The 12993-nt window shown below is 66.0% G+C and carries 16 protein-coding genes; 12 read left to right on the top strand and 4 right to left on the bottom strand.

Annotated features, from left to right (window positions below):
- Nucleotides 1-106: 106 nt before the first annotated feature.
- Nucleotides 107-691: a mycothiol transferase gene (locus ABT313_RS44305; RefSeq protein WP_350867059.1), complete on the bottom strand. Its 585-nt coding sequence runs from the start codon at nucleotides 689-691 to the stop codon at nucleotides 107-109.
- Between the two features lie 63 nt (nucleotides 692-754).
- Here ABT313_RS44305 and ABT313_RS44300 point away from each other — a divergent pair, with 63 nt between their 5' ends.
- Together ABT313_RS44300 and ABT313_RS44295 are read left to right on the top strand one after the other, a co-directional pair.
- Nucleotides 755-1249 (top strand): hypothetical protein, encoded by a 495-nt coding sequence (locus ABT313_RS44300; protein ID WP_350867058.1) that lies wholly within the window; start codon nucleotides 755-757, stop codon nucleotides 1247-1249.
- Between the two features lie 10 nt (nucleotides 1250-1259).
- Nucleotides 1260-1724, top strand: coding sequence for an NUDIX hydrolase (locus ABT313_RS44295; protein ID WP_350867056.1), 465 nt, complete (start codon nucleotides 1260-1262; stop codon nucleotides 1722-1724).
- Here ABT313_RS44295 and ABT313_RS44290 read toward each other — a convergent pair.
- On the bottom strand, nucleotides 1664-2212 hold the full coding sequence (locus tag ABT313_RS44290) for a hypothetical protein (protein ID WP_350867054.1): 549 nt from the start codon (nucleotides 2210-2212) through the stop codon (nucleotides 1664-1666). The two genes, ABT313_RS44295 and ABT313_RS44290, sit on opposite strands and share 61 nt — an antisense overlap.
- Before the next feature lie 67 nt (nucleotides 2213-2279).
- Between ABT313_RS44290 and ABT313_RS44285 the strand changes: the two genes are divergently transcribed.
- Nucleotides 2280-3206, top strand: coding sequence for a phosphotransferase (locus tag ABT313_RS44285; RefSeq protein ID WP_350867052.1), 927 nt, complete (start codon nucleotides 2280-2282; stop codon nucleotides 3204-3206).
- On the top strand, nucleotides 3203-3829 hold the full coding sequence (locus tag ABT313_RS44280; RefSeq protein ID WP_350867050.1) for a histidine phosphatase family protein: 627 nt from the start codon (nucleotides 3203-3205) through the stop codon (nucleotides 3827-3829). The genes ABT313_RS44285 and ABT313_RS44280 overlap by 4 nt, the downstream gene beginning before the upstream one ends.
- A gap of 9 nt (nucleotides 3830-3838) precedes the next feature.
- Here the strand turns inward: ABT313_RS44280 and ABT313_RS44275 are convergent, their stop codons facing one another.
- Entirely contained in the window at nucleotides 3839-4297 is a 459-nt protein-coding gene (locus ABT313_RS44275) for a DUF4395 domain-containing protein (RefSeq protein WP_350867049.1), read from the bottom strand.
- A 34-nt stretch (nucleotides 4298-4331) separates the two neighbouring features.
- The gene (locus ABT313_RS44270) at nucleotides 4332-6224 is read right to left on the bottom strand and encodes an alkyl/aryl-sulfatase (protein ID WP_350867047.1); all 1893 of its coding nucleotides are present in this window, start codon (nucleotides 6222-6224) and stop codon (nucleotides 4332-4334) included.
- 118 nt (nucleotides 6225-6342) lie between these two features.
- Between ABT313_RS44270 and ABT313_RS44265 the strand changes: the two genes are divergently transcribed.
- The 8 genes from ABT313_RS44265 to ABT313_RS44230 all read left to right on the top strand — a co-directional run bounded on the left by ABT313_RS44265 (nucleotide 6343) and on the right by ABT313_RS44230 (nucleotide 12850).
- Nucleotides 6343-7011, top strand: coding sequence for a GAP family protein (locus tag ABT313_RS44265; protein ID WP_350867045.1), 669 nt, complete (start codon nucleotides 6343-6345; stop codon nucleotides 7009-7011).
- Nucleotides 7012-7029: 18 nt separating this feature from the next.
- Complete coding sequence (locus ABT313_RS44260) at nucleotides 7030-8739, top strand: SulP family inorganic anion transporter (protein WP_350867043.1); 1710 nt, start codon at nucleotides 7030-7032, stop codon at nucleotides 8737-8739.
- A 113-nt stretch (nucleotides 8740-8852) separates the two neighbouring features.
- The gene (locus ABT313_RS44255; RefSeq protein ID WP_350867041.1) at nucleotides 8853-9674 is read left to right on the top strand and encodes a P-loop NTPase family protein; all 822 of its coding nucleotides are present in this window, start codon (nucleotides 8853-8855) and stop codon (nucleotides 9672-9674) included.
- 545 nt (nucleotides 9675-10219) lie between these two features.
- Nucleotides 10220-10417, top strand: coding sequence for a hypothetical protein (locus ABT313_RS44250; protein ID WP_350867039.1), 198 nt, complete (start codon nucleotides 10220-10222; stop codon nucleotides 10415-10417).
- Nucleotides 10417-11055: a DUF6338 family protein gene (locus tag ABT313_RS44245; RefSeq protein ID WP_350867038.1), complete on the top strand. Its 639-nt coding sequence runs from the start codon at nucleotides 10417-10419 to the stop codon at nucleotides 11053-11055. Before ABT313_RS44250 ends, ABT313_RS44245 begins: the two co-directional genes overlap by 1 nt.
- A 239-nt stretch (nucleotides 11056-11294) precedes the next feature.
- Nucleotides 11295-11534 (top strand): colicin E3/pyocin S6 family cytotoxin, encoded by a 240-nt coding sequence (locus ABT313_RS44240; RefSeq protein WP_350867036.1) that lies wholly within the window; start codon nucleotides 11295-11297, stop codon nucleotides 11532-11534.
- Entirely contained in the window at nucleotides 11527-11868 is a 342-nt protein-coding gene (locus ABT313_RS44235) for a hypothetical protein (RefSeq protein ID WP_350867034.1), read from the top strand. The genes ABT313_RS44240 and ABT313_RS44235 overlap by 8 nt, the downstream gene beginning before the upstream one ends.
- A complete protein-coding gene (locus tag ABT313_RS44230) occupies nucleotides 11846-12850 on the top strand; it encodes an ImmA/IrrE family metallo-endopeptidase (RefSeq protein WP_350867032.1) in 1005 nt (334 codons plus the stop codon). Before ABT313_RS44235 ends, ABT313_RS44230 begins: the two co-directional genes overlap by 23 nt.
- Nucleotides 12851-12993 lie beyond the last annotated feature (143 nt).

The following is a 12993-nucleotide window of genomic DNA, read 5'->3' as shown; positions in this document are numbered from 1 at the left end:
ACAATCGAGTCGTTCGGCTCGCGCCGAGCGTGCGCCGTGTCTCGCCGGCTGATTGTGATGGCCCGGGGATCCGCGAGCCACTGCGACGGACCTTCCGGGTTCCGCGTCAGCGGGTCAGCGCGCCGACCGGCTTCCACTCTCGTGGCGGGTCTTCGCCGACCCGTCCGTCGACGGCCTCGCGGATGAGGTCGGCGTGGCCGGTGTGGCGCCCGTACTCCTCGATCAGGTCGCACACGAGCCGGCGCAGGCTCGCGTGCTGCCCGTCCGGCCAGCTGATGTCGGCCGGCTGGTCGAGCCCGCCGTCCGCGATGGCCGCGGCGAGTGTCGCACGGGAACGCTCGACGGCGCCGTCCCACAGGGCGTACAGCTCCTCCGGGGTGTTGTCGACCGCGGAGTTGAACTCCCAGTCGTTGTCGTCCCGCCAGCCGTTCTCCACCCACGGCCCGTCCATCGGCAGCCCGCGGAACTTGACGTTGAACATGTAGTCCTCGTTGGCCGCGAGATGCTTCATCAGCCCGCCGAGCGTGATCGACGACTTCCCGATCCGCGTGTTCAGCCCGTCGGTGTCCAACTCGTCGACCTTCCACCGGAACGTCGTCCGCATCCGGTCCAGCGCCCCGACCAGATGCTCCGCCTCGGTCCCCGCAATCGGCGGCTCCCACCACGGCGAAACCCACTCATTCTCAGCCATACCGGCACCGTAAACCCCATTCCGGACACTCCCCTTCCGGAACCATCAGCCATACTTCTCGGCATGCTGGCCGACACCTGTCCGACCTGTGGTCGCGCTCTGGACGCCCACGATCGCCACGTCCGATTCACCCTGCCGGACCCCGTCCTGGACCTGCCGGAACGGGAGCACACGCCCGACACCTGGCTCAGTCACGGGACGCCTCGCGAGTCCGTGATGATGCAGGTGCCTGGTGCCGGCTCTTTCGTCCGGATTCTCGTGCCGGTTCAGCTCGACGGCGGTTATCGGGTGACGTTCGGCGCTTGGCTCGGCATCCATCCCGCTCAGTTGCAGCCGACGTTCGCGGTGTGGTGGGAGCCGGAGTACGTCGACCTCCGCCTGGAGGGCTTCCTGGCCAACAAGATCGCCCCGTGGGGCTTGCTTGGAGCTCCGGTCATCGCGACCGTCCGCAACCCCGACGAAACGCCGTACCTCACCGCGTCCCCGGACCCAGGGCTGTCCGCCGTACTCACCGAGCCCTGGCCCCACGACGAGATCCTTCCGCACCTGCCCGACTAGGGTTCGGCGGATGGGACGGTATGCGGGTGTGGTTGCGCGGTACGGCGGGCTGGTGGCGCTGGTGCAGGATCAGTACGAGGCGTGGGATGCGCCGTACTGGAATCTGCCGAGTGGTGCCGTCGAGGAGGGCGAGTCGCCTGCGGCCGGTGCGGTGCGGGAGTTGCGGGAGGAGTCGGGGCTGCTGGCGGTCGAGACGGATCTCGCGCTCGTGTGGACGACCCGCGCGGTTGTGGACGGTCGGGTGACATCGGAGTCGTGGAACTACGTGGTGGACGTGCAGGACGCGACGTTCGCGATCGACGACCCGGACGGGACCGTGACGGACGCCCGGTGGTTCTCCGCGGAGGACGCCGTACGACAACTCCGGGAGCTCCCGTATCCACCGATCGCGGTCCCGGCAATCGACTACCTGACCTACGGCGCACGCCCGCAAGACTGGACCTTCACCTCGGACGACGGGAACTGGTCCTGGTGAGGGTTCGTCGTACGACGACGTTGCGCTTGGCTTGGGTGCGATGCTCGGCGTACGGCGTGAATCCGGCGTCGAGGAATGTGCTCAGCACGCCGCGCCCCGGATCGCCCGGCATCGTCTTCACCGGATAGGCCTCGACGACGCGCGCGCCCGCGGTAGCCGCGCTTCACGAACAGGCAGTTGACGGCCCAGATCGTGTCGTCGTCCGGGTCGTCGATGGGCAGCGTGCGTGAGTGGACAATCGCGTAGTACTCCGGCCGCGGCGCCACCGCACACCACGCGGCCGGACGCCCATCGACGTACCCGATGAGGCCGACCGGCATCCCCGCTTGGACGAAGCCCTCGAGCGCGGCGCGGTTCTCATCGCTCCCGCCGAACTCGCGCGGGGGCAGGCGGCGCGCCATGCACCAGCAGCCGCGTGTCGCGCCGCTCGGACCGAAGAGCTCGACCAGGTCGTCCCATCGCGCCTGGTCGACGGGGTGAACGTCCATCTGCGCATTCAACCACCGGTGGAATTGGCTCGCGTCGAGGCGCGGGTCCGTGGAATCGTCGCGTTGTATGAGCGATCTGACCAGTTTCCTCCGTGGGCGCGGCGTCGAACCGGTTGACGTCGTGCCGCTGCTCGGCGGCGAGAAGAACCGCAGCTGGCTGGTCGACGGCGCGTTTGTTGCCCGGAGCTACAGCACCAGCACGGCGGCCGAGGTGGAGTACGAGCTGCACGCGACGGAGTTCCTCGCGCAGCGCGGCTTCCCGACGCCGGCTCCGGTGCGCGCCGACGACGGATCGCTCTGTGGCACGATCGACGACCGGCCGGCAGCGCTCTTCATGTACGCCGCCGGCACGCATCCGACCGACATGATGGACGGCTACTTCTCGACCGACCTGCGCCTCGGCCGGCAGGCCGCCACACTGGCCGCCGAGATGCACGTGCTCACGGCCGACCAGAGCTTCCCCGGCGCACGGACGACGCGGCTCGATCCGCTCCAGCGCATCGAGACCTTCCTGCGATCGCCGTACGCCGACCTCCCCGTACTGCGCGAAGCCAGGCGCCACCTGACCGCCCTGCAGGAGAAGATCGCCGACGTCTACGCCAACCCGACGGGGCTGCGACACGGCCTCGTCCACAACGACATCAGCGCGGTCAACCTCCTGCTCGACGAAACGACCGGCGAGCTCACGGCCCTGATCGACTTCGACGACTGCATGACGTCCTTCCAGCTGTACGACCTCGGCCGCATCGCCGAAACCTGGGGCCGCACCTCCGACCGCCACGCGGACCTCACCCGCATCAAGGAACTGATCGAGGCGTACGACGCAACCCGCCACCTGACCGACCGTGAAGCCGAACTCGCCGTCGACCTGATCGCCACGTACGCCGCCGCGACCGGCGTCGACATCCTGACGGGCATGCTCCGCGCCGGCGCCGCCGTACAAGGCCCCGAAGACAGCTACTCCATGCTCTTCTTCCTGGACCTGGCCGAATGAGACACATCTACCTCGTCACGCATCCCGAGGCACAGCACCACGTCGACGGCCTCGTCGGCGGCTGGTACGACTCGGTCCTGACGGCCCGCGGACACCAGCAGGCCGAACGCATCGCCGACGTACTCGCGAGCCGAATCGGCCCCGAGCCGGTCGAGATCTTCTCCTCCGACCTCCGCCGAGCCAGCCAGGCGGCGGACCGGATCGCCCGGAGGTTCTCCGTCGAGGTCCAACTAGACGCCCGCCTCCGCGAGCGATCCAACGGCGAGGCGGACGGCCACCCGCAAGCCTGGCTCGCCGAACGCCGCATCCCCCTCCCCGAGCACGGCGACCGCCTCGCCCACCACGACGGCCCGGCCGGCGCCGAGACCAGACTCGCCTTGGTCGAACGCCTGTACCCCGCCCTGGACGACATCCTCAACCGCCCGACCCCGACCCAGATCATCGTCTCCCACGGCTCCGCCTCGAGCTACCTGATCGCCGCCTGGATCGGCATGCCGATGACCTCCACAGACCGCGTCTTCTTCCCCCTGACCTCAGGCAGCATCACCACCCTCCGCCGCAACGACACCCACCACAGCCACCAGGTAATCACCCTCAACGAGACCGCCCACCTGGACGAATAGCCCGAGCGGTCAGGCTGGTTTCGGTCGGCGGAGCAGGCGGTACAGGCCACAGCCCAGGCACAGCCCGGTGGATGCGTTGAGGAGTGCCAAGGCGAAGGTCAGAGCAGTGAGGCCGTAGCCGGCCACCTCGATTTCGAGCACGAAGGTGATCAGCGCCGCGGCAGTCAGCACGAAGCCGACGAACTGCGCGAACCTCGGCGGCCGAGCATCCTCCAACGCAGCCGGCGCCGCGATCCGCGGCCAGATGACGCGCGCGAACAACTGCGCCCACACCGACCAGTGGAAACTCACGAACGCCGTGAACCCGAACACCGCAACCTGAGACGCGAGCAGCCCGAGCCCCACCGGCCGAGCAACGTCAACGATGAGCAGTACGACGACCAGCACACCCGCCGTCGCCCCGGCACTGAACCGCAGCAGACGAGGATCGACCTGCCCCCGGAGCGGGCACGCACCAACGCCACCCATGTGCTCCTCCAAGAGTCAGGCGCGGACAGGCGCCTCAGTCAGGTGTGACGATGCCGAAGTTCGGGTCGCCGGGGTCGAGAAGCCGGAAGAGCCGGTCGAGGATCTGTGCGTCGCCGGTGATCTTGATGCCGGCAGTAGCCAGCTGACCAGGATCGGTTGTTTGCTGGGCGAGGACCGGCAACGAGGCGCGAGGCAGGCTCAGGGTCACATCGGCATCTCCGCGTTGTGGCGCTGAACTGTAAACGAGAGCGCCGTTGGACAGACGGAGTCGATAGCGTTCGTCGAGGTCGTCGAAGCTGACGTCGATGGCAAACGTTTCGCCCCAGGCGCGCGGTCCGTCGATCTGGATCGCGAGTGCGTCGAAGAGCATCGCCGGGCTGAGGTTGTCGACGATGTCTCCCGACGCGGTCTGGGTCGGGGTACCGAAGGAGCCGTCGCGCAGTTCGGTGGCACCGGAGAGATAGAAGTTGCGCCAGGTGCCGTTCTCGGAGCCGTAGCCGAGCTGTTCATAGGTGTCGGCGAGCAGTTCGCGGGCAGCGGCGTGGTCAGGCTGGGCGAACACGACGTGGTTGAGGACCTCAGCGACCCAGCGGAAGTCTCCGTCGTCGAAGTACCGCTGCGCCTTGGCGACAACGGCGTCGGCTCCGCCCATGAACTCGACGTACCGGGTGGCGGCCTCGACAGGTGGATGCTGCCAGAGGTGGGCGGGGTTTCCGTCGAACCAGCCCATGTACCGCTGGTAGATGGCCTTCACGTTGTGGCTCACCGAGCCGTAGTAGCCGTGGGTGTGCCACGCGTTCTCGAGGGTCGGCGGCAGTTGGATCAGCTCGGCGATCTCCGGGCCGGTCAGGCCCTTGTTCAACATCCTCAGGGTCTGGTCGTGCAGGTAGGCGTACAGATCTCGCTGGAGGGTGAGGTAGAGGACGACCTGCTCGTTGCCCCAGGTAGGCCAGTGGTGCGAAGCGAAGACAACCTCGACATCCGTGCCGAACAGGTCGAGGGTCTCGGTCAGATAGCGAGCCCAGCTGCGCGGGTCGCGGACCAACGCGCCGCGCAGGGTGAGGAGATTGTGGAGGTTGTGGGTGGCGTCCTCGGCCGCGCAGAGCGCCTTGTGCTCGGGGAAGTAGATCAGCATCTCCGAGGGCGCCTCGGTGTCGGGTGCCATCTGGAACACCATCCGCACCCCGTCGACGGTCTCCTCGTGCCCGGTGGTGGAGATGAAGTCGGTCGGTGCGATGAGCGTGATCGTTCCGGTCGATGTCGTCTGCCCGAGTCCGGCGCCGACCTGGCCGCGCGGGCCTCGGGCCAACGCCGCGCCGTACATGTAGCCCGCCCGTCGGCCCATCGCGGTGCCGGCGTAGACGTTCTCGGAGACGGCGTGCTCGGTGAATCCCTCCGGGGCGAGGATCCGTACCCGGCCGGCGGTGACATCGTCCTGCGAGACCACGCCCTTGACGCCGCCGAAGTGGTCGACGTGCGAGTGGGTGTAGATGACCGCGCGGACCGGCCGGTCGCCGCGGTTCTCGCGGTACAGGGCGAGCGCGGCGGCCGCTGTCTCGGACGAGATCAGCGGATCGATGACCACCAGGCCGGTGGCGCCCTCGACGAATGTGATGTTCGACAGGTCGAAGCCGCGGACCTGGTAGATACCGTCGACCACCTCGAACAGCCCTTGCCGGGCGACCAGTTGGGACTGCCGCCACAGACTCGGGTGTACGGCGTCCGGGGCGTCGTCCCTCAGGAAGGCGTACGAGTCGTTGTCCCACAACGTTTCGCCGCTTGCGGCGCGCACGACCCCCGGGCTGGGCTCAGCCAGCAGACCTCGAGACGTCGCATCGAAGTCAGCGGTATCAGACATCGGCAAGGTCGCGAGAGCGGCTCGGTGCTGCTCGCGGACGGAGGCGCTGGCATCACGTGGAGTCGGCATGGCCCCGAGTCTGACCATCCGGACCATCTCGGGCTTCACCCCTGCAGGATGAGTGCGTCGCTGTCGGCGTCGGTCACGCTCGGGTGATGCGGATGCACCAGCCAGGTCGGAGCCGGCCGTGAACGGGGTCATCGGACAACTGCTGCCGCTGGCGATCGGGGTTGCGATCAGCCCGATCCCCATTATCGCGGCGATTCTGATGCTGCTCGCGCCGAAAGCCGGCCGGACCAGCGTGGGCTTCGTGATCGGGTGGGTCGCGGGCATCGCCGTGGCATCAGGTGTGTTCACCGCGCTCGCCAACGCCGGGTTCGGGGGATCGGGCGAACCGTCGGCCGCGGTGTCGTGGATCAAGATCGGATTGGGCGTGCTTTTGCTATTCGTCGCCTTCCGGCAGTGGCGTGGGCGGCCGAAGCCGGGTACGACCGCGGCGCTTCCCGGGTGGATGTCGGCGATGGACAGCTTCACGCTGCCGAAGGCGGCCGGGCTCGGATTCGTCCTGGCCGCGGTCAATCCGAAAAATCTGCTGCTGTGCGCGGCGGCGGGAACGGCGATCGGTTCTGGCGGGCTGTCCACCGGCGGCGATGTCCTGGCGGTGGCCGTGTACACGGTGATCGCCGCGAGCACCGTGGCTGTGCCGGTGCTGGGCTACGCCGTTGCCCGCGACCGGCTCCGCAAGCCGCTCGACGAACTGAAGCAGTGGCTGCAGTTCCACAACGCAGCGGTGATGAGCGTGCTTCTGCTCGTCATCGGCGTCGACCTGATCGGCAAGGGAATCAGCAATCTGTAGTCCGGCGAGGGAGACCGCATGACGCGCAGGGTCCCGTTACTGCTCGGGTCGTTCGCCGGATACAGCTCCCGGTGGGTGTGGCCGGATCTGATCGCAGGTCTGACGGTTTGGGCAGTGTTGGTGCCCGAGTCGCTGGCGTACGCCACGATCGCCGGTGTCCCGCCGGTGGTGGGGCTGTACGCCGCAGTACCCGCGCTGATCCTGTACGCGGTGGTCGGAAGCTCCCGACACCTGGTGGTCGGCCCGATGTCGGCGACCGCAGCCCTGTCGGCAGGAATCGTAGGCACATTCGTCGCGGGCGGCAGCGATCGGTACGTCGCCCTGACCACCGCACTCGCACTGATCACCGGGGTGGTCGGCGTGGCCGCCGGTCTCGCGCGGCTCGGGTTTCTGGCTTCGCTCATCTCCGAGCCGGTGCTGAAGGGATTCATCGTCGGGCTCGCGCTGACGATCGTGGTCGGGCAACTCCCGAAGCTGTTCGGCATCGAAGGCGGCGAGGGCGATTTCTTCGCCAAGCTCTGGCATCTGCTCACATCCTTGGACCAGATCAGCTGGGCAACGCTGGCGGTCGGTCTGCTCAGTCTCGTGGTCGTACTCGCGCTGCGCCGATGGCTGCCGCTCGTACCCGGTTCGCTGGTCGCGGTCCTGCTCGGCATCATCGCCGTTGCCGTGCTCGACCTCGACCAGCACGGTGTGGCGATCGTCGGGCCGATCGAGTCCGGCCTGCCGGCACTAGGTCTTCCCTCCGGGTTGGGGATCGATGACTATCTCGCCTTGGTGGGGCCGGCTGGGGGCGTTCTGCTGATCGGGTTCGCCGAGGGATTGGCGGCGGCCAAGACGTACGCCGCTCAGGCGGGCTACGACATCGACGCCAACCGCGAGCTCGCCGGCCTGGGCGTGGCCAACCTCGGCTCCGGCCTCGCCTCGGGGATGGTCGTCAACGGCAGTCTGTCCAAGACCGCGGTGAACGGTGGAGCCGGAGCCCGCTCTCAGCTCAGCGGCCTGACCGTCGCCGCCCTCACAGTGGTGACGCTGCTGTTCCTGACCAGCCTGTTCGAGCAATTGCCGGAGGCGACCCTGGCCGCCGTCGTCATCGCCGCGGTCGTCGAACTGATCGACATCCCCGCGCTGCGCCGGCTCTACCGCGTCTGGACCGAACGGCTCGCCGGCATCTACGGACCGGCCGCCCGCGCGGACTTCCTCGCCGCGCTCATGGCGATGCTCGGCGTCCTGGTCTTCGACACCCTGCCGGGTCTGGTCATCGGCATCGCCGTGTCGATGACGCTGCTACTGTTCCGGGCCAGTCGGCCGCACCTGACTCGCCTGGTCCGCGTCGCCGACGGGAACGGACTATGGGTGGACGCTGACCGGCACCCCGACCTTCACCCGGAACCGGGGATCGTGGTGGTCCGCGTGGAGTCCGGGCTCTTCTTCGCCAACGCGGACCATATCCGCGATCATGTTCGCGCCCTCGCCGTGGCCGGGGTCAACGCCGTGGTGCTCGACGGCGAGACCACACCCTTCATCGACGTCACCGCGGCCGGCATGCTCGACCAACTCACCCACGATCTCGCCTCACAGGGCGTCCGCCTCTACTTCGCCCGCGACATCGGCCAGGTCCGCGACGTCCTCCACCACACCCAGAACGACCCCGGACTCACGATCTACCGAGACATCGACACCGCACTAACCGCCGCCCGCAACCAATCCCACCGCCCGAACACGTGACGCCCGGCCCGTCCGGAAAGAGAAACCCCAGGCAGAGCGTGGCCTCTGACCTGGGGTTCTACGTGGAGCCGCCTGTCGGAATCGAACCGACGACCTTCTCATTACGAGTGCTTGTGACCATCGTTCGCGTCTGTTCGCTGTGGTTCGAATTGCCTTATTTACAGGGCGATTGGCCTTCCTTGAACGATCGCGAACGGCCGCGTACTGCAACTGCTACTGCAACTGTCGTCGGAGGAAATCAGTCGCTCGGGAGCAGCGAGGCTGCCAAGGTTGGTGGGATGTTGCTGACGCTGACCGGTTCGAGTTGTTCGGGCAAGACGACGCTGGCCCACGCCTTGGGTACCAGACTGCATGGCCTGGTTGTCCATGACCACGACGAGATCGGCGTACCGGAGGATGCGGACACACAGTGGCGACACCGAACAACGGAACTGTGGATCGGCCGAGCTCTGGAGTATCAAAGCCGCGGGCTGGATCTTCTTCTGACCGGACAGTCGCCGCTCGGTGAGATCTTGGCTTCACCATCCGCGCCGCTGCTCGATGGCATCGCGGTGTGTCTGGTGGACGTCGCAGATAACGAGAGGCGTCGGCGTCTCAGTTCACGCGACGGCGACAAGTGGTCCCCTGCAGTCGTTGATGCGTTCGTCGGTTGGAGCACCTGGCACCGTGGACATGCGGAAGATCCTCGCTACCGCCCGGACGTGATCGTCGACGGCGGCTGGCCGGATATGTCCTGGGATCGGTGGTCGGCATGGACCAAGGATGATCCCCGGTGGGAGACTCATTTACTCGACACCACTGGGCGATCAATAGCCCAATCGGTGGACGACTTGGAGCAGTGGGTCACAGAGCAACGCAGTGCTTGTCGGTCTGGGCGACTCGCACTGTCCAACGGCTGGTGGGTCACAGCCCGAGACAGCCCCGGCACCGCTTGACGGTTACGTGTCAACGGATCGGGCAGACCTCCCGCATCGCCCCGATAGCTGCCGACCTTAGGTGCGGTGCGGGTCAAGGGTCGAAGATCGGCGTAGCCGACGCGCGTAGTGTGCGCGCCCTTGACGCGTGCCGTGCCGGACCGTCCCTTCCATGATTGCTAGCGGGGCGATGCGGGAACCCACAGCCAGTCAGAGACGGGCCAACGGGAGACGTGAGTGGCCGGGCGGTACACCGTGAGAACGACCAAACTGCAACTCGAACTGCAACCGGCCGGACTACCCGGTTCCGTGTCGAACCGGGTTTGCGCAGGTCAGCGCGTACTTCTGGTGGAGCCGCCTGTCGGAATCGAACCGACGACCTTCTCATTACGAGTCCCGCGACCGGTGTCCATCGGCACACCTCGGGCCATGGTCGAGCGCTCAGACCAGGGGGCAACGTCTACCTGAGTCCAGCCTGATCCACTGGCTTGTTAGCAGTCGTGTTAGCAAGGCGGACGGTGAGTCGAGAATCAGAACTGTCCTCACTCGTGGCCATACTGATCCGCATGACTGATGATAAGAGCCATCCGGCCGCCAGCAACCACCAAACCACCTCGATCTCGGGACCCACAGAGGTGCGCGAGGGCGCACAGGTGATCATCACCCCCGGCTTCGAAGCCGACTACGTCCCACCGCCCGCAACGCTTGACCCAGTTACAACCGTCGAGACGCAGCCCTCAGCCGATACCGGTTCTGGCGAGTAGTGCTACCGACCGCATTGCCGGCCCTCCTCATTGCTGTTGCGCTGGTCCCTGGCTGGCTCAACCGGCGGCTGCTGAGCCGCTTCCGACCACCGACCTCCGGCGCCGGCGCTCTGAGCGAACTCATCGAGATTGTCGCGATCGGTCTTGCGACCACCGGCGTCTCCCTGCTGGCAGTCGCTCTCGTGCCTCTGCCATTCACACTCGACGTCGGAGAGTGGGCGACATGCGGGAGCGACTACCTAGCGAAGCACGCTCGCGCTGCCATCGGCACCGTCGCGCTCTCACTCGTGCTGGCGACCGCCCTCTCGGTTGGACTTCACTTCGTCCAGCGGCGCCGCAGTCGCCCAGAGTTTCGCCCGGAAGGCAACGTATGGGTCCACGCGCTAGGCACCCGCTCAAGGGGAACACTGCCGTGGGTCGGACTCAAACTCACGGACGGACGCCTAGTTGAGGGGCGTCTTCATTCCTACAGCCTGGACGATCTAGGCGACCAACGCGACGTCGCATTAGCTAAGCCGATCCGAATCACCGATGCAGTTGGGAAGCCGCCTCGCTGGGTGTCGATCGATCGTCTGATCATGCCGTTCCGAAAGATCGACCACATCGTGGTCATCGAAGGGCCAGAAGCTAAACAATAGCGGATTCACGGACGACATCCAGCCGTATGGAACTACGCCGGATCGAGACACCGAGTATCTGACGGTCCTGCGGGCGTGCTCGTCGCGATCGAGAACCCACGTGAGTTTCAGCCACGCGGGCCACGCCGTTCGAGGGCACCGCGCGCGTACAGGCGGATTCCTGGCTAAGCTATCCGGGGGCGGGGGCCCAGTCGTTCGTGCATCGCGAATAGTCGGCGACAGGAGGGTGGGGCGAGGGGGTGGCAGGTGGCTTCTACAAGCCAAGACCGGACCCGTGCTATCTCGACCAGTTGGAGCCTCTGGGTGCGTTCAACGGTGAGAAACGCTGGCGTTCCAAAGATGGGCGGTTGTACACGTGGGATCCACTCCACGGCGAGATTGAGGTTTTCAACTCGCGCGGACACCATATCGGCGCACTGGACGCAAGGACCGGTACCATGATAAAGGAGCCACGCAAAGGGAGGAGGATCGATGTCTGAGACAGCCACGTTCGTTGACGCAGTTCTGCAGGGTCGTGCTTTGCCAGACGACATCGACGACTACATCGAAGCCTGGCACGACACTCCCGGAGCGCCTGACTCAGTGTCACAGTTCCTGGGTCTAACCGCGGCTGAGTACGCGTTGTGGGTTGAGCACCCTCAGTCGCTCCGGTTCGTGTTCGCTGCTCGAAAACATCATCGTTCGGTTGCAGAGATCAGAGATGTGGCGACCGCAGCTGCTGCGGCAGCACGAGCCGAGAACGACGACGAGGCCAAGAAGTTGCTTGCATGGTTGAAGCAAACCGGACGGTATGAGCCCACCGACCGCAGTTGAACGGCTTGCCGACACGCTCGTTGAGCGACTAGACCTCCGCCCGCCAATCGACATCCTGGCTCTCGCGCGAGAGTTCGCCGATGTCGAGGAGATTGAGTGGGCATTCAACTGTGACGGCCTCGCAGTGGAACTGAACTCGAAGCGGCCAAAGATCTTTCTCAGGCAGCAGAGTCCCACCTTTCGCAAGAGATTTACGGCCGCACATGAGTACGGCCACATCCGGATCTCGTGGCACGTCGACATAGTTGAATGCCACCAAGATCCCACTGCGCCATCCTCTGTCGCGCCTGAAGGCAGCGACAGGGACCTTGGCCGCACACTCGCGGAGCGACAAGAATGGGAAGCGAACCGGTTCGCCTCCCGGCTGCTCATCCCACAGAGATTTCTGCACTCCATCACCGATGGATACCGCGAGGTGCCGGAGCTGTTGGAAGAATTGGCGGCCGCCGATGTGTCAGCGTCCGCAGGAATCATCGCCTTGTCCAAGCACCTGCCGCCTGGCTACACGTTCCGCGTTCCCGGCTTACAGCGGCCCTACGTCAGCAGCCGCGGGACCCGAGCGCATGTGGTCGAAGATGAGTTCGGATCTCTGAACCCGACCTATCTGGACAAGACGGCTCTGGCGAAGGGAGTCGTGACGCACCAGGGGCAGATGATCGAGTGGTGGCAAACAGCGCAGATCGCTACCGGCACAACGGCTCCTGACGACTCCAGATCTGTTGCAGAGGTTTTGCGAGACGCACTCGAACCCATCTACCCAGTGGACCAAGTTGCGTCGATGTCCGTGAAGATCAGTGCGAAGACCGCAGGCCTGCTCTCACATGCTCCCGATCTGTTGCGGGCTGATGACATCCTCACACTGCTCCGGTATCGCCTCGCCAATGACTCTCTGTGCGCTGACCTCATCGGTACCGCCGATTTCGACCTCTACTTGGTCATGAGAGCCATCCAATACGCCGAAAAGCGCCGTAGAGACCGATAGCCCTCTCGCCATACCTGACCGATCGCCCTGATAGCTGCCAACCCAGGTCTGGCGTTGACCCGGTTCGACGGACAGGGTTGGTGTGAGGTTGGTTCACGCTACCTGTTGGTGGGTGGCGTGGGTTGATTCGTAGGTGGCAGGGC

The sequence above is a fragment of the Kribbella sp. NPDC000426 genome, from assembly GCF_040300265.1.
Taxonomy (GTDB): domain Bacteria; phylum Actinomycetota; class Actinomycetes; order Propionibacteriales; family Kribbellaceae; genus Kribbella.
Note: the sequence above shows the minus strand (reverse complement) of the source record. Positions and strands in the feature narration are given on the sequence as shown.